The sequence below is a fragment of the Paenibacillus sp. FSL K6-1096 genome, from assembly GCF_037977055.1.
In the GTDB taxonomy this organism is placed as follows: domain Bacteria; phylum Bacillota; class Bacilli; order Paenibacillales; family Paenibacillaceae; genus Paenibacillus_AQ.
Window position 1 is genome coordinate 6993928 of sequence record NZ_CP150274.1, and the last position, 15466, is coordinate 7009393.

Sequence of the window (15466 nt, forward strand, 5' to 3'; positions counted from 1 at the left end):
ACAACTGAGAAGGGATAAGGGTGCTATGAGATCGTTGACTGAGCTATTTAAGATTGGCAGCGGACCGTCCAGCTCTCATACCATGGGGCCGGAGAAAGCGGCCGGCATCTTCAAGTCGGAAAATGAAGACGCAGACCAGTTCAAGGCACTAATCTATGGTTCCCTTGCCAAAACAGGCAAAGGCCATATGACGGACAAGGCTATTATTCGCGCATGGTCACCCGCTTCAGCGGAGGTTGAGTTTGTTCCGCAGCCGGATTTTGTTCTGTCCCATCCCAATACGATGGACTTGTTCGCTTACAAAGACGGTCAGCAAACCAATTCCATGCGTGTTGTCAGTATCGGCGGCGGGGACATTGTGATTGAGGGGCGGGAGGAGGTGCGGGGACCCGATGTCTACCCGGAGAACAGCTTTGCCGATATTAGCGCCTATTGTAAAGCGAACCATATCCGCCTAAGCGATTACGTCGAGCTGCATGAAGGCGAACAGATCTGGGATTTCCTCCAGGGAATCTGGGAAGCGATGAAGCGGTCGATCGAAGAAGGGCTGTCTGTCACAGGTATTCTGGAGGGCGGCCTGAATGTTGAACGCAAGGCGAAATATCTGTATCAGCAGCGGGATATGGATGAGAGCCCGGAGACGCGGGAGAATCGGATCGTCAGCGCTTACGCTTTTGCCGTCAATGAACAGAATGCGGCCGCCGGTACAGTCGTAACGGCTCCAACCTGCGGGGCCTGCGGTGTTGTGCCCGCCTCGCTCCGTTACATGCAGGAGAAGCTGCAGGTCCCGGACGAACAGATTCTCCGCGCGCTGGCCGTCGGGGGACTCATTGGCAATCTGGTCAAGCATAACGCCTCAATCAGCGGCGCCCAGTGCGGCTGCCAGGCGGAGGTGGGGACGGCTTGCTCGATGGCAGCGGCTGCACTGGCTGAACTGTCCGGGATGGAGATCGACCAGATCGAGTATGCGGCGGAGGTTGCGATGGAGCATCACCTGGGGTTAACCTGTGATCCGATTAACGGACTGGTTCAGATCCCTTGCATTGAGCGGAATGCGGTCGGTGCGATGCGGGCGATCAATGCGCTGAGTCTGGCCAAATTCTTGTCGGGTACCCGTAAAATATCCTTTGATCTGGTTGTACAGACCATGTACGAGACTGGCCTGGACATGAACAGCCGTTACCGCGAAACTTCAGAGGGCGGGCTTGCCAAGTTCTACAACATGGGCAGTTAACTGATAATGATATTGCTATAGACGAGGAACGTCCCTTGCTGCTGGTTGGCAGAAGGGGCGTTCTTTCGTTTTGCGGGAGGATCAGTAGGACGGAGCCGGCTGTAGGAGAAGAAGTGATTTGACGGAGGGCGGCCGGGATGAGAAAATGTATGCGTGTACATGCAGCAGTGAATTAAGTAGAGGAGGCTACGAATGAAACAGCTACGCATTGGAATGATAGGTTATAAATTCATGGGCAAGGCCCACAGCAACGCTTACCGCAGTCTGCCGATGTTCTTCCCGAAGGCCGTTAAGCCGCACATGTCGGTGATCTGCGGACGCAATGAGGAAGCGGTTACAGAGGCGGCCGATCAGCTCGGCTGGTCGGAGAGTGTGACTGACTGGAAGGAGCTGATTGCCCGCGATGATATTGATCTGGTCGATATTAATGCGCCAAGCGATGCCCACAAAGAGATTGCCCTGGCGGCAGCCGCCGCAGGCAAGCATATCTTCTGCGAGAAGCCGCTGGCGCTGAATCTGGAGGATTCCCGCGAGATGCTGAAGGCTGCCGAAGCAGCGGGCATTGCCCATATGGTGGGCTTCAACTACCGTTTCTCCCCGGCGGTCCGGCTGGCGAAGCGTCTGATCGAGAGCGGACGTCTGGGCACAATCTATCATTTCCGCGCCTGGTTCCTTCAGGACTGGATTCTGGACCCGGAATTCCCGCTAGTCTGGCGGCTGCAGAAGGAGATTGCAGGCTCCGGTTCACATGGTGACCTGGGCGCGCATCTGATTGACCTGGCCCACTTCCTCGTAGGGGATGTGGAGGAGGTCATCGGGATGAGCGAGACGTTCGTCAAGGAGCGCCCGCTGGCTACGGAGATGACCGGGCTTAGCGCCAAGGCGGGCAAGGATGCTCCGCGCGGTCCGGTCACCGTGGACGATGCCACGCTGTTCCTGGCCCGCTTCGCGAATGGTGCGCTGGGCAGCTTCGAGGCGACCCGCTTCGCAGCCGGACACCGTTCGACGAATTCCTTCGAGATCAACGGCAGCCTGGGCAGCGTGAAGTTCGACTTTGAGCGGATGAACGAGCTGGAGGTCTACCTGACCTCTGACGCCGAGGACGTACAGGGCTTCCGCCGCGTGCTGGCGACCGATCCGTCGCATGACTATGCGGAGGCCTGGTGGCCGCCGGGCCACACCATCGGGTTCGAGCATACGTTCATCCATGAGATGCTGGAGCTGTCGAATGCTATTGAGGAAGGACGCCAGCCGGAGCCGAATTTCCGCGACGGCGTGAAGTGCCAGGCGGTGCTGGAAGCGGTGGACCGTTCCATCGAGCAGCGGCGCTGGGTGCCGATAGCTGAGATGTAAATAGAGAAACACCGCCGGCTGCGGAGTGGCCGGCGGTGTTTTTTTAGCTGGATAGAGGGTGCAAAGGCGGCGGAGCCAAATGTAATCGAAAAACCGAACACATTCGGCGTTACGTGGGTGCGTGTGCCAAATGTAATCGAAAAACCGAATACATTTGCAGCGGTGGAAGACCCGTAGACCGGTTGGCCGCAGCACAATGCCTAATCAGGTTACCCCTGCTTCCGGTCCTGCGACGGAGTAATGCCCTTGTACTGCTTGTAGAGCTTGGTGAAGTAATTGGGATTGTCGCAGCCGACCCGGCCTGAAATCTCGGTAATGCTGAGGTCGGTCTCCAGCAGCAGCCGCTGCGCTTCGTCCATCCTGGAGAAATTCACGTAATCGATGAAGGTGCGGCCTGTGAGCTTCTTGAAGGTTTTGCAGAAATGAAAAGGATTGAGATTAACGAACCGGGCTGCCTGCTCAATCGACAGCTTTTGGTCCGTATGGGTCTCCAGATACTCCAGCAGCGGCTTGAAGCGTTCGCGGTGGATGCCGCCACGCTCTCCCTGCTCGCGTTCATTCCTCTGCCGGGCCGGGAAGGCGCGGGACAGCAGGGTGAAGAACAGATGCAGCTGATTCTTCACGACAAGCTGGAAAGCAGGCTCCTTGCCCTCCACCTCGCGGATAATCCGGTCCAGCAAAGGATAATACATAGCGCATTCGGGATTCTGCGATGCCGGCATGACCGGAAACTGGTTCTGGTTGTTAAGATAAGGAGCCACAAATTGCTCATGCTGCGAATCCTGGTTCCGGTCCTTAAACAAGGAGGCATGGAACACAATGGAGACATAGGACAGGTCTCCGCTGCACAGGCTATAGCCGACATGAAGCCCGCCGGATGGCACGATGATGACATCTCCGGGACCGGCTTCATAGGGCTTGCTGTCTACATGAAAGACGGCCTGCCCTTCACGCATCACTATAATCTCGAAATGCTCATGCCAGTGCAGGAATAGAATATTCTCCTCTGGCTTCACATCACGGAGGGTATTGAAGAATAGACGAAACGGGTAGGTCTTCTCCTCCAGGCGGGGGTATTCCTTAAGTTCCTTCGGATAGGTCATGACGGCTTCAACTCCCACAAGATTCAGCTAGATTAGCACAAGATAAGAAGAGATTTTACGTGAAATGACAGATATACTTGGGTTGTTGAACTAACTATAAACCAATATTGGAGTGGTATACAAGATGCAAGACACCATGAGAATCGGAACACTGGTTGGCGGCGGGGATGCCGTAAGAGTTATTCCGCAGATTGTAGGGCACGGGTTCGAATCGTTCAGCCTGACCTTCTGGCAGACTACCGGCACTACAGATCTTGCAGAGACAGCAGCCCGGGTGCGTGAATTGGCCCAGGAGCATGATTTCATCATCTCCTCAATCGGGATCTTCGGGAATCCGCTGACCGGTACAGGCGACAATGCTGATACGGTGGCAAGCTGGGAGCGGCTGATCGATCATGCACATCTGTTCGGAACGGATCTGGTCTCCGGCTTCACCGGACGTCTCACCGGATTATCTATAGATGAGTCTCTGCCAAAGTTCGCCGAGGTGTTCGGGGAGCTGTCCAGACGGGCGGCAGACCGCGGAGTGAAGATTGCTTTTGAGAATTGCTCGATGGACGGCAACTGGCGGACAGGCGACTGGAATATTGCGCATAACCCTTCGGCCTGGGAGAAGATGTTCAATGCCGTGCCTGCGGATAATCTCGGCCTGGAGTGGGAGCCATGCCACCAGATGGTACAGCTCATTGATCCGATTCCGCAGCTGCGCAAATGGACGGATAAGATCTTCCATGTCCACGGCAAGGACGCGACCATCGCCTGGGACATCGTGAAGGAATACGGAATCCACGGGCCTAAGCCATATGTGTGGCACCGCACACCGGGCTTCGGGGATACGAACTGGACTGATGTAATTTCGATTCTCCGCCAAGCCGGGTACAAGGGCACGATTGACATTGAAGGCTGGCATGATCCCGTTTACCGTGACGAGCTGGAGATGATGGGGCAGGTCCACGCACTGAATTATCTCAAAACCTGCCGGGGCGGCAGCTTCGTCCCGAATCCGGTCTGACTTGGGGCGGGGGGTAAGCTATGACTGCTGATTATCGTGTTGTTGTTGCGGGCTGCGGGGCGATGGCGAATGAATGGATAAGCTATGCGCTGAACCATGCCGGTATTGAGATAGTTGCGCTTGTAGATATCCGGCGGGAATCCGCAGTGGCGATGGCTGCAAAGCACGGGCTAACCTGTCCGGTGTACACAGAGGTATCCCAGGCAATTGCCGATACGGGGGCGAGTGTGGTGTTCGATGTAACCGTTCCCGCAAGCCATTACAGCGTAGCCCGCACGGCGCTTGAAGCCGGGTGTCATGTCTTTGCCGAGAAGCCGCTGGCGGAGACTATGGCAGAGTGCAACGAGATTGTGGAACTGGCCAGGCGTACAGGGTTGAGCCATGCGGTGATGCAGAACCGCCGGTATGATCCGCGTATCCGCTCGCTGCGCCAGCTTATTGAGTCAGGCACAATCGGTCGGATAGGTTATGTGGGCGCCAGCTTTTTCCTTGCACCGCATTTCGGCGGCTTCCGGGATCAGATGGACAGCCCGCTGCTGCTGGATATGGCGATTCACACCTTCGATCAGGCCCGGTTCATCAGCGGTGCTGATCCTGTAAGCGTATATTGCCAGGAGTTCAATCCGCCCGGCTCGTGGTATCAGGGGAATGCGGCGGCGGTCTGTATTTTTGAGATGTCGGACGGATCGGTGTTCTGTTATCAGGGCTCCTGGTGTGCCGAAGGTGCACCTACCTCATGGGAAGCCTCCTGGCGGGTTCAGGGAGAGCGGGGGGCAGCCATCTGGGATGGCCGGGAGATGCCGTATGCCGAGGTGCTGCCCGCCGATCTGCCTACGGGGCAATTCCTCCATGACTACGTGCGGGTGGAGGGACCGGAGGTGCAGATGGAGAAGACCTTCCATCAGGGCTGCCTCGACGAGATGTTCCGTTCGCTGGCTGAGGGACGGCCCGCCGAGACGGATGGCCGCGATAACCGTTACAGTATGGCGATGGTGCTCGGCGCACTGGAGAGCGCACGGACCGGCCGCAAGCTGAGTATTGCGGAGTTTATGCAGAACGCTACATTAGTGTAAGAGGGGAGGAGGCAGCCGGGAGGCTGCTTTTTTCTCGAAATATAAGAATTTATGTTGCACACGATAACTTATCATTATATTTCTCGCTGAAACGATACCGTCCTTAAACAGAACGGCAAAGCCGTTTCCGCTTGTAGAGGTGGAAATTATGATTTTCTTCTGTTTTTAGAGGAATCCTGCAAAAAATGCAACATTACTGCCTAATAGAATTGGTTTATGCTGAAATCCTGCACGAAATGCAACAAATCCAACGATAACTTACTCTCATCACCGAAAATCCTGCAAATCATGCAACATTGTACCGCAGCCAGTAACCCTTAGAGAGAAATCTTGCAAAATGTGCAAGAATCTTCACCCGCTAGGGTAATTTTGTTCCGGATGTAGAAGCTGCTGGGACCTTGGATAGTTACATGAGTCCATAAGTGTCTGACATCAGTACATTCCAAATTTATGCAATCAAGATTAGACTGTGAACCAGATCATGCATTTAATATAAGGAGTGGTCTGGATGGAAGAAGCGATTAGAGTCGTGATTGGCAGCGGTGGAAGTACACATAACCAGGGGTGGCTGCATACGGAGGAGTCGGAGCTTAATCTGCTGCGGGAAGAACAGTGGTTTGCCCGATTCAAGAAAGGCTCCATCAGAGCGATCCTGGCTGAGCATGTCTGGGAGCATCTGACGTATGAGGAGGGGATACAGGCGGCAAGAATTTGCTATTCTTATCTGGCACCTGGCGGGTATATCCGCTGTGCTGTGCCGGACGGGTATTTTCCGGATGAAGCTTATCAGAAGATTGTACAGGTCGGGGGGCCGGGCCCCCTGGATCATCCGGCGGCGTCCCACCGTATCGTACATAATTACAATACCCTGAGAGGCGTGTTCACGGCTGGCGGTTTTGAGGTCAAACTGCTGGAATACTGTGATGAGACCGGAAGGTTTCACTTCAACTTTTGGGATGAGAAGGAGGGCTTTATTTATCGTTCTAAGCGCTTCGATCACCGTAATGCAGCAGGAAGGCTGGGTTTTGTCTCGCTGATTGTGGATGCCGTCAAAAAAAGCTGATCCCCGCAGCATACGCTGCATTGAGATCAGCCTTCAATCCACGCCCGCCGTTCCGGCCTAGAAGCCGCGGTATTGCGGTTCTTCCTTTTCCAGCTGAGTTACGCGGCCTTCCACCTGCTGAACGATCTGCTGGGTCTGCTCGGCGGCATTGGTGAACAGGGTCTTGGCCTCTTCATTCTGCGTTTCCATGGCGAATTGCTCCAGGCTGGCCTGGGCGCTTTTGAGCGAAGCCACGCAGGTCTTCACTTGTGATGCAACAGTCATCGTGTCTGTCCTCCCTTCTTTGGACGTTGAAATCATAGAGGATAGTGTCCTCCATTCATAACTTTCATATGCTGGGAATTATATGCATCCGGAAACTTGGTTAACCTCCCCGGCGCTGACAAATACTGATGATGAATAATAAAGCTGGGGGGATAAGAATGCCAGAATCATTAGAGGTGATCCTGCGGACTTTGTTTGCGGTGGTCGTCTTGTTTTTTCTCACTAAAGTTCTGGGAAAGCGGCAGGTGTCGCAGCTGTCGTTCTTTGAGTACATTACAGGAATTACGATAGGCAGCCTGGCGGCGTATATCTCGCTGGATACGGACAAAACCTGGCATCTCGGCCTAATCGCGCTGGTCGTATGGGTCGGCTGCTCCCTGCTGATTGAGTTCCTGCAGATCAAGAGCAAGAAGGCCCGGGATTTCATTGACTTCAAATCGACCGTACTGATTCAGGACGGCAAGATTCTGGAGGATAATATGAAAAAAGAGCGCCTGAGCACGGACGAGCTGCTGGAGGAGCTGCGCAAGAAGGATGTCTTCAAACTGGCCGATGTTGAATTCGCTATAATGGAGTCGGACGGGGCGATTAACGTACTCCAGAAGAAGGAGAATCTGCCCCTGACCGCCAAGGATCTTGGGGTTAAGGTAGCTCCGGAGAAAGAGACGCTTGCTGTCATCATGGACGGTGAGATTATGGACGAATCGCTGGACAGCATGAATCTCTCCAGAGCATGGCTTCAAGGTGAGCTTGAAAAAATGAATCTGACCGTAAAGGATGTATTCCTCGGCCAGGTGGATTCGTATGGTGAGCTGACCGTGGATCTGTATGCGGATAATGTGAAGGTGCAGCAGCCTCAGGATAAGCCTCAGCTCTATGCGCTGCTGAAGAAATGCGAGGCCGATCTGGAGCTGTTCAGCCTGTCCACGAAGAATAAGGCAGCCAAGCAGATGTACGGCAAATGCTCGGAGCAGATGCAGGAGCTGCTGCAGCAGCTGAAGCCTTTTATCCAGAACTGACGGCTGCCTCAAGCAAAAAGAACCGGGTTTCCCGGTTCTTTTTGCTTGCACTGGAATAAATTCAGTAGGGGCTGGAACACTAAGAAACAACTAGCTCGGAAGGAGGCCGGCAGTATGCCAGAACCAGACATTCTTCAGCTTGTCAGGGAGCAGCTTACCGATTGCAGTGACGCGGTGTATCAATCGATCCGTATATACGGACATCTCTGTATGTTGGTCTATATCCCCTCAATAGTAGATATGCACAATCTTCAGGAATTCATTACAACCCCGTTAAAGTCTGAATCGGACTCCAAACGGGACTGGCCGGATTTCATAGAACGGCTGGAGCTGGGATCTGCATTCGCTGTGCCGTATATGAAGTCTTATCACCCTGAACGTGCAGCAGAACGGATCGTCAGCGGGAACCCGGTGCTGTGTATTGAAGGGCTGCCGTATGTTTATTACTTTGATATCGTTCGTTACCAGAAAAGAGCGGTATCCGAATCACAGAATGAATTAGTAGTCATCGGTCCCCAGGAAGCTTTCATAGAAGACATTCATACGAATCTCTCTTTGCTGCGTCACAAAATTAAACACCCAGGACTTAAAACCAAACACTTCACGGTTGGAAAATATACAAAAACAGATATTTATCTTGTCTATATTGAAGGTCTATGCAAGCCTGAAATTCTGTCTGAACTGGAGGAGAAGCTGAGCCATTTTTCAATTGACGGTATTTTAGGCATCAGCTACCTGGCAGAACATATTCAGCAGAAACATTTTTCTCCTTTTCCTGTTTACCAATATACCGAGCGGCCTGATTCAGTAGCAGCTTCATTGATGGAAGGAAGGGTCAGTATTCTGCAGGACGGTACGCCGTCTGCCTTGCTGGCACCCGTAACATTCTTTGCGTTGCTGCAATCCTCCGAGGATTACTACCAGAGCTTCTATGCCGGCAGCTGGATCAGAATGGTCCGTCTTGCGTTCTCTCTAATATCCATGCTGCTCCCGGCGTTATATGTAGCAATAACCACCTTTCACTCCCAGATCATACCGTCTGATCTATTGATTACGATTGCTTCTGCCCGCGAGAATATTCCCTTCTCCGCACTGACAGAGGCGCTGATTATGGAGCTTACATTCGAAGCCCTGCGCGAAGCAGGAACGCGGATTCCGAAGCCGGTGGGCCAGACTGTCTCTATTATTGGAGGTATTGTCATTGGGCAGGCTGCTGTGCAGGCGGGGATCGTCTCTGCACCAATGGTTATTGTTGTCTCTATAACAGGGATCGCTTCCTATATCATTCCGCATCTTGAACTTGGCTTAGCCTTCAGGCTGCTTCGGTTTCTGCTGCTTGTGTTGGGGGGCACGATGGGATTGCTTGGCGTGTTTTGTGCTGTTTTTGTTATATACGGACATCTGACTAATCTTAAGTCATTCGGTACACCGTTTCTGCAGCCTATAGCACCACTGGTAATGAAGGACTGGAAGGACACCCTCATTCGTGTACCGTCCCAATATATGAAGCAGCGGAGTACCTCTTACACTAACACTGCAAACAAAAGGAGACAGAAGCCATGAAGCTGCTCAAGGCAACTCTTGTGGCAGCACTGCTGCTTAATCTGACCGGCTGCTGGTCCAAGATTGAACTTGACGAGCTCACCTTCATCTACGGTTTGTTCATTGACGTAGGTGAACTGCCCGGAACGGTTGAATTGACGATTAGTTCACCGCTCCCCAACCGTCTGATGTCCGGTAGCCAGGGAGGCAGCGGCGCAGGTGACGGTAAATCTTATTCATCGGTATCGAAGACCTCTGCGACGTTACCCGAAGCCGCCATACTCATTCAGCAAGATCTGTCCCGCAGACTTGAAGTTTCCCATCTTAAAGTTGTAGTGGTAGGGAGGGAGTATGCCAAGCAAGGGATAGGGGACCTGCTGGAGTGGTTAAAGCGTCAGCCGGAAATCCCGCTTGGTACCTTCATTGTAGCGGCTCCGGGCAGAGCGAAAGAGATTCCTAAGCTGTCACCGGTCTTCGAGCAGTTTCCGGACCAGGTTCTGGAGAATATCGTTAAGGAAAATATTATGTACAGTACCACGCTTAGGAATTGTATACTGGCGGAAGCGTCAGGAATGGGTTATGCAATGAATTATTTAACCTTTGGAGAGAAGCAAGAAGACCAGGGCCAAGGTAAGCCGGAGTATTGGGTGGGCTCAGGAGGAGTGATGCTGTTCCAGGATAACCGGATGTCAAGGATTCTGAACGTTAGAGAAGGCCGGGCTCTGGCATGGGCAGCCGGCCGGTTAGCCGGTCATGCTAAATTTCCGGTATATTCAATAACCTGGGAGGATAACGGCCATGGAAAAATGAGTACCGTTTTTCTCAACAACTCAGCGGATACTACCGTTAGAATGACTTCGGACGGTCCAGTCTTTGATATCAAGGTTAAAGGCAGCGCCGGGTTAACCTTCTTGGTGGATAACCGCGGACGGAAGGCGGAGCAGCTCAGCCCTCTGCTGTTGACAAAGCTACAGGAGAAGGTAGTGATGGATATTACTGAAGCGCTCCAGTTGGTCCAGCGTTCTAAAGCAGATGTGCTGCAGCTGGGGATGCTCCTGGAATGGAACTATCCTGCGGAGTGGAAGAAGTTGAAGGACCACTGGCTGGAATATTACAGCAAGGAGGCTCTTATCAAGGTATCAGCCAAGTTTCAGATTGCAGATTTCGGATCAGAGAAGTAAGGGAGGTCAGGATTAAAGATGCGGACCACAGAGTGGCAAATGACTCGTTTCTCGGTAGTATACCTGGGTTCCCAGAGTACAATGTTCCTGATTCCGAGTCTGATCGAGTCTTCCTCTTATCAAGGGTGGATGGCACTGATTTTGGGTGGACTTCTTGCGTTAATTCCGTTGTTTTTTACCATACAGACAGGAAAATTAAAGCCTGGCACGGGCTGGGTTGATTTTGGTGGCGAAATTGTCGGACAATGGCTGCATAAGGCCGTAGTTTTTCTTTTGCTGGGCTGGTGTATCTACTATGTCTCCTATGACATCCAGAATTTTGTACTGTTCTTCGGGGGCAATTATTTACGCGGAACTCCGCCCCTTTTTATTCAGATTGTCATTGGGCTTGTTATCATGTATACGGCTCATCTGGGATTCTCGTCCATCGTGTATATGTCTGACGGAATTGCATTGATCTTCATTTTTTCGACCCTGTTTAGTGTCTATCTGTTTATCCAGAATGCCAATTTCGCCATGCTCCCCGCTTTTATCCACTATTACAATCCGCATAGCCTCTTTAAAGACTCTATTTCTGTATTGTCCTGGCTGGGAGAATGGGTAGTGTTCTTGTTCATTGCTCCGGAGCTTAAGCTCAGCAACAGAATGCTCAAGCGGTTCAGTGTAACTACGGTGATTCTGATTGTGATTATGCTGTTGGGCTGGGCCATGACTATGCTGAATTTCGGCCCGTATCTCGGAAAAGATCTGCAATATCCCTACCTCCAGCTGGTTCAAACTTCCTCAAGCGCCGATCTTATGGGCAATGCAGATCCGCTCCTGATCGGAATATGGTCGTTCTCCATGTTTATTCACAGCGCCTTTCTAATTTATGTGGCCTACAAATGCGCTTTATATCTCTGGAAGCAAAAAGCTGAAGCCTACTATATTCCGGTTATGACGTTCTGCTCCATTATCATTGCATACCTGTACTCTAAAAATGTGGCTAAATATACGCATGACTATTACGCGTTCAGTACACAGATCATTTGGCTGAATATAGAATTTATTCCTATGTATTACTACATTGTAGCTGCCATTCGGATGAAGGCGGGAAGAGGAATGAAATGACTGTCAAATCTCCCAATTCTACAATGAACACGCTTTCTGGTATGATGAAGAGAGTGTACATACCTTTTTCTGGAACAGGATGGTGTTGTTATTCATGAATCTTCAAGAAGCAACTGCTCTAATTGAATCAATCCGTGCGAATCTCGGGAAGGTCATTGTCGGTAAAGAGAATGGTGTAAATCTGCTGCTGACCGCCCTGCTGGCGAATGGTCACGTGCTGCTGGAGGATGTGCCCGGAACCGGCAAAACGCTGCTGGCCAAGACGCTGGCGCGTTCGCTGGACTGCAGCTTCAAGCGCATTCAGTTCACCCCGGACCTGTTGCCCTCCGACTTAAGCGGAATTAACTATTACAATCAGAAGACCGGCGATTTTCAGTTCCGCCCGGGTCCCGTATTCGCGAGCATTCTGCTGGCTGATGAGATTAACCGGGCCACGCCGCGCACCCAGTCGAGTCTGCTCGAATGTATGGAGGAAAGGCAGATTACCATCGACGGTGTCACTCATGAGCTGCAACGGCCGTTCCTGGTCATTGCGACCCAGAATCCGGTGGACAGCCAGGGGACTTTTCCGCTGCCGGAGGCGCAGCTTGACCGGTTCCTGATGCGGATTACCACCGGTTACCCGACCTTCGAGGAAGGCGTTCATATCCTGCAGAGATTCCGGGAAAATAACCCGCTGGAGGATACCGCTGCGGTAGCGACGTCCGCGCAGATTCAGGATATCCAGCGGCTTGCTGCCGGAGTTCAGGTTAACGATGACCTGCTTGCTTATATGATCCGCATCGTTGAAGCTACCCGGACTTCTGCAGCGGTCCGCCTGGGAGCCAGTCCGCGCGCTGCTTTTGCCCTGCTGCGCGCCTCCCAGGGCTACGCTCTGATTCAAGGCAGAAGCTACTGCATTCCGGATGACATTAAGGCCGTGGCTGTGCCTGTGCTGGCACACCGGCTGATTCTGCAGCGCGGACCGGGCGTACGCGAAGGCCAGTCGGCCGAGGTGGTGCTTCAGGCGCTGCGCGTGGTGGAGGTTCCTGCCGAGCCTGCCCTGTCGTCCAGAGGCGGAAGGGTGGAGTGAACCATGTCGCTGCCGTGGTTCATTGCCTGCACTTTTCTTCTGCTGATTCTGGTGTCCGTAATCTATGACCGGAACGCGCTGAAGAAGGTTAGCTATACCCGGTATTTCTCGGCCAAGGCGGTGTATGCCGGGGAACAGGTAGAGATGGTGGAAGAAATTGCGAACAAGAAGCTGCTGCCGCTGCCCTGGCTGCGGCTGGAATCCAGCATTGCCAAGGGGCTTGAATTCGGCGACCAGGACAACCTGGGCATCAGCAGCGGGGAGATCTCGCAGAATCATGTCAGCCTGTTCTTCCTGCGGTCCTTCCGCCATATCCGGCGGCGCCATCAGGTTACCTGCCGTGAGCGGGGCCTGTTCGTGCTGGAGACGGCGACCATGACGACCGGCGATCTGTTCGGGCTAAGCCGCTCGACGAAGACGTATCCGCTGCATCTGGAGCTGCTGGTCTATCCCGGTCTGCTGCGGTTCGAGGACCTTCCCTTGCCGGTCCACAGCTGGCTGGGAGAGCTGCCGGTCAAGCGCTGGATTGTGGAAGACCCGTTCCTGACCGCCGGAACTAGGGAGTACAGCGCCGGTGACTCACTGGCGTCTATTAACTGGAAGGCAACCGCGCGTACAGGAAGTATGCAGGTGCATCAGAGAGATTATACCGCCGACTCCAGGCTGGTGATCTGCCTGAATGTAGAGATCAGCGATGCTATGTGGCGGACCGTGACCGATGTGGAGCGGATCGAGCTGGGTATCCGTTATGCGGCAACGGTGGCCGATTATGCAATCAGCCAGGGGATAGAGACCCGGCTGCTCAGCAACGGCAGACTGGATGGCTTCGGGGCAAGAGATCCTGTCGACACCTGGCCTATTGCCCATACGGAGGAATTCATGGGCGTGCTCGCCCGCTTCAATCTGGACCGCACGGTGCCGATGAGCCGCCTGCTGGAGATGGAAGCTGAGAAGGGAGAAGGCGATACGGATTATCTGATCATCACCTGCCACCGGGGAGCAGAGCTGCAGGCGGCTGTCTCCAGCCTGAGCTTCCTTGGCAACGGTGTGGAATGGCTGGATATCCCGGCTGAGGGAGGTGGCAAGGTATGAAATCCGGCTTCTCTGAGACAATCAGATTAAGCGCTGCACTCTGGCTGTCAGCTCTCATAGACTGCCTGCTCCTGCTGCCGGTCTGGCTGGTGCTTCAGACCTATTTCCAGCCGGACGGAGCCGCGCTGCGCTGGATCGTTCTGCTGCCGGTGCTTGCCGCAGCGGGTGTGCTGCTGCGTGAGAGATGTAACCGCCGGTGGAAGCAGCTGCTGGCCGCGCTAGTGTTGGGCGTTCTGGCTGGAGTGTTAACCGGCGTGCTGACGCTTACAGGTCTTCCGCTGGTGGCCGGAGCCGCGGTCTGCGCTTTCCTGGGCCTGACCACAGCCTCGCGGAAGAATCGGATCTGGTTATATATCAGCGGCATTATCTTATATTGGATTGCTACGATTGCGTTCGCACGTATTCCTGCTCTTCAGGCGGAGGTGCCTGTCCTGACGTGGAGCGGCAGCTTATGCCTGGTGCTGGCCTTGCTGTTCTCCAACAGCAGCCATCTCCGGTACAGCTCGCTTAATGGAGGCGCTGGCCGTCTGCCTCAGGGATTACAGCGGCATAACCGGCTGTTTGTGGCCGGCTTCGTTATTCTGGCGGCGGCACTTGCCGCTGGAGGAGGAAGGGCGCTTGGCCAACTGCTGCTGGGTACAGCCCGCGCCTTCTTCGCCTGGATCAGCCGGTTATCGTCCGGCGCGGAGGAAGCTCCGCCGGAGCAGGCACCGCCGCCCGCAGAGATGCAGGGCTTCCCGATGGAGGAGCCCGCTGAACCGGGGCTGCTGTCGGCCATTCTGAACGCAGGCTTCTACATTCTGGGAGCGGCAGCGCTGCTGGCCGTACTCTTCTTCACACTGCGCTGGCTGTACCGGAATACGGGCGGGCTGCTGCGCAGAGCGGTGGATAAACTTCTCTCCCTGCTGCGCAGAGAGACGCCTGAGGCGGCAGCTTACCAGGATGAGGAGACCAGCCTGTTCAACTGGGAGCAGACCGTCTCTGATCTGCGCCAGTTCTTTCGCTCCAAGCTGATCCCGGCCGGCCGCCGGGACCGCTGGGAGGGGGCTGCGGGAAGCCGCGAGCGTGTCCGCTGGCTCTACCGCCACTGGCTCCAGGCCCGTCATGCGGAAGGGTATGACGTGAAGTCCTTCCTGACGCCGCAGGAGACCGCAGCGGATGTGGCGGCCTGGACGTCAGCGCAGAAGCGCCAGCGTAAGCAGGCCGCTGGTGAGGGGGAGAGCCATGACCGGCTGCTCGCGCTGTACAATAAGGCCCGCTACACGGATGACGACCTGTCTGAGCTTACTCCTGACGAAGCCGCAGCGCTTAAGGAGCGGTTGAAGCTGTAGCTGTAGCTGGATGAGCT

Annotated in this window: 14 protein-coding genes; 12 read left to right on the forward strand and 2 right to left on the reverse strand. The window is 54.1% G+C overall.

Features of this window, described 5'->3' with window-relative positions; translation table 11 throughout:
• The first annotated feature begins 25 nt into the window (after nt 1-25).
• Nucleotides 26-1234, forward strand: a complete 1209-nt coding sequence (locus MHI24_RS30710; RefSeq protein WP_340023342.1) for an L-serine ammonia-lyase — start codon at nt 26-28, stop codon at nt 1232-1234.
• A 192-nt stretch (nt 1235-1426) separates the two neighbouring features.
• Entirely contained in the window at nt 1427-2587 is a 1161-nt protein-coding gene (locus MHI24_RS30715) for a Gfo/Idh/MocA family oxidoreductase (protein ID WP_340023343.1), read from the forward strand.
• A 209-nt stretch (nt 2588-2796) separates the two neighbouring features.
• Here the strand turns inward: MHI24_RS30715 and MHI24_RS30720 are convergent, their stop codons facing one another.
• Entirely contained in the window at nt 2797-3690 is an 894-nt protein-coding gene (locus MHI24_RS30720) for an AraC family transcriptional regulator (RefSeq protein WP_340023344.1), read from the reverse strand.
• Between the two features lie 124 nt (nt 3691-3814).
• Here MHI24_RS30720 and MHI24_RS30725 point away from each other — a divergent pair, with 124 nt between their 5' ends.
• The 3 genes from MHI24_RS30725 to MHI24_RS30735 all read left to right on the forward strand — a co-directional run bounded on the left by MHI24_RS30725 (nt 3815) and on the right by MHI24_RS30735 (nt 6838).
• Nucleotides 3815-4702, forward strand: a complete 888-nt coding sequence (locus tag MHI24_RS30725; RefSeq protein ID WP_340023345.1) for a sugar phosphate isomerase/epimerase — start codon at nt 3815-3817, stop codon at nt 4700-4702.
• Nucleotides 4703-4722: 20 nt separating this feature from the next.
• The gene (locus MHI24_RS30730) at nt 4723-5775 is read left to right on the forward strand and encodes a Gfo/Idh/MocA family oxidoreductase (RefSeq protein ID WP_340023346.1); all 1053 of its coding nucleotides are present in this window, start codon (nt 4723-4725) and stop codon (nt 5773-5775) included.
• A gap of 508 nt (nt 5776-6283) precedes the next feature.
• Nucleotides 6284-6838: an SAM-dependent methyltransferase gene (locus tag MHI24_RS30735; protein WP_340023347.1), complete on the forward strand. Its 555-nt coding sequence runs from the start codon at nt 6284-6286 to the stop codon at nt 6836-6838.
• Between the two features lie 57 nt (nt 6839-6895).
• Here the strand turns inward: MHI24_RS30735 and MHI24_RS30740 are convergent, their stop codons facing one another.
• On the reverse strand, nt 6896-7102 hold the full coding sequence (locus MHI24_RS30740; RefSeq protein WP_339314073.1) for a DUF1657 domain-containing protein: 207 nt from the start codon (nt 7100-7102) through the stop codon (nt 6896-6898).
• Nucleotides 7103-7260: 158 nt separating this feature from the next.
• Between MHI24_RS30740 and MHI24_RS30745 the strand changes: the two genes are divergently transcribed.
• The 7 genes from MHI24_RS30745 to MHI24_RS30775 all read left to right on the forward strand — a co-directional run bounded on the left by MHI24_RS30745 (nt 7261) and on the right by MHI24_RS30775 (nt 15449).
• Nucleotides 7261-8121: a DUF421 domain-containing protein gene (locus MHI24_RS30745; protein WP_340023348.1), complete on the forward strand. Its 861-nt coding sequence runs from the start codon at nt 7261-7263 to the stop codon at nt 8119-8121.
• A 114-nt stretch (nt 8122-8235) separates the two neighbouring features.
• Entirely contained in the window at nt 8236-9684 is a 1449-nt protein-coding gene (locus MHI24_RS30750; RefSeq protein WP_340023349.1) for a spore germination protein, read from the forward strand.
• Nucleotides 9681-10844, forward strand: coding sequence for a Ger(x)C family spore germination protein (locus tag MHI24_RS30755; protein WP_340023350.1), 1164 nt, complete (start codon nt 9681-9683; stop codon nt 10842-10844). The genes MHI24_RS30750 and MHI24_RS30755 overlap by 4 nt, the downstream gene beginning before the upstream one ends.
• Nucleotides 10845-10973: 129 nt before the next feature.
• Nucleotides 10974-11954: a GerAB/ArcD/ProY family transporter gene (locus tag MHI24_RS30760; protein ID WP_340023351.1), complete on the forward strand. Its 981-nt coding sequence runs from the start codon at nt 10974-10976 to the stop codon at nt 11952-11954.
• Nucleotides 11955-12048: 94 nt separating this feature from the next.
• Nucleotides 12049-13026, forward strand: coding sequence for an AAA family ATPase (locus MHI24_RS30765; RefSeq protein ID WP_340023353.1), 978 nt, complete (start codon nt 12049-12051; stop codon nt 13024-13026).
• Nucleotides 13027-13029: 3 nt separating this feature from the next.
• Entirely contained in the window at nt 13030-14118 is a 1089-nt protein-coding gene (locus MHI24_RS30770) for a DUF58 domain-containing protein (protein WP_340023354.1), read from the forward strand.
• The gene (locus tag MHI24_RS30775; protein ID WP_340023355.1) at nt 14115-15449 is read left to right on the forward strand and encodes a hypothetical protein; all 1335 of its coding nucleotides are present in this window, start codon (nt 14115-14117) and stop codon (nt 15447-15449) included. Before MHI24_RS30770 ends, MHI24_RS30775 begins: the two co-directional genes overlap by 4 nt.
• Nucleotides 15450-15466: the final 17 nt, after the last annotated feature.

Coding starts and splice junctions, on each gene's coding strand:
- MHI24_RS30710 (WP_340023342.1), top strand. CDS start 26: ATGAGATCGTTGACTGAGCTATTTAAGATTGGCAGCGGACCGTCCAGC.
- MHI24_RS30715 (WP_340023343.1), top strand. CDS start 1,427: ATGAAACAGCTACGCATTGGAATGATAGGTTATAAATTCATGGGCAAG.
- MHI24_RS30720 (WP_340023344.1), bottom strand. CDS start 3,690: ATGACCTATCCGAAGGAACTTAAGGAATACCCCCGCCTGGAGGAGAAG.
- MHI24_RS30725 (WP_340023345.1), top strand. CDS start 3,815: ATGCAAGACACCATGAGAATCGGAACACTGGTTGGCGGCGGGGATGCC.
- MHI24_RS30730 (WP_340023346.1), top strand. CDS start 4,723: ATGACTGCTGATTATCGTGTTGTTGTTGCGGGCTGCGGGGCGATGGCG.
- MHI24_RS30735 (WP_340023347.1), top strand. CDS start 6,284: ATGGAAGAAGCGATTAGAGTCGTGATTGGCAGCGGTGGAAGTACACAT.
- MHI24_RS30740 (WP_339314073.1), bottom strand. CDS start 7,102: ATGACTGTTGCATCACAAGTGAAGACCTGCGTGGCTTCGCTCAAAAGC.
- MHI24_RS30745 (WP_340023348.1), top strand. CDS start 7,261: ATGCCAGAATCATTAGAGGTGATCCTGCGGACTTTGTTTGCGGTGGTC.
- MHI24_RS30750 (WP_340023349.1), top strand. CDS start 8,236: ATGCCAGAACCAGACATTCTTCAGCTTGTCAGGGAGCAGCTTACCGAT.
- MHI24_RS30755 (WP_340023350.1), top strand. CDS start 9,681: ATGAAGCTGCTCAAGGCAACTCTTGTGGCAGCACTGCTGCTTAATCTG.
- MHI24_RS30760 (WP_340023351.1), top strand. CDS start 10,974: ATGGCACTGATTTTGGGTGGACTTCTTGCGTTAATTCCGTTGTTTTTT.
- MHI24_RS30765 (WP_340023353.1), top strand. CDS start 12,049: ATGAATCTTCAAGAAGCAACTGCTCTAATTGAATCAATCCGTGCGAAT.
- MHI24_RS30770 (WP_340023354.1), top strand. CDS start 13,030: ATGTCGCTGCCGTGGTTCATTGCCTGCACTTTTCTTCTGCTGATTCTG.
- MHI24_RS30775 (WP_340023355.1), top strand. CDS start 14,115: ATGAAATCCGGCTTCTCTGAGACAATCAGATTAAGCGCTGCACTCTGG.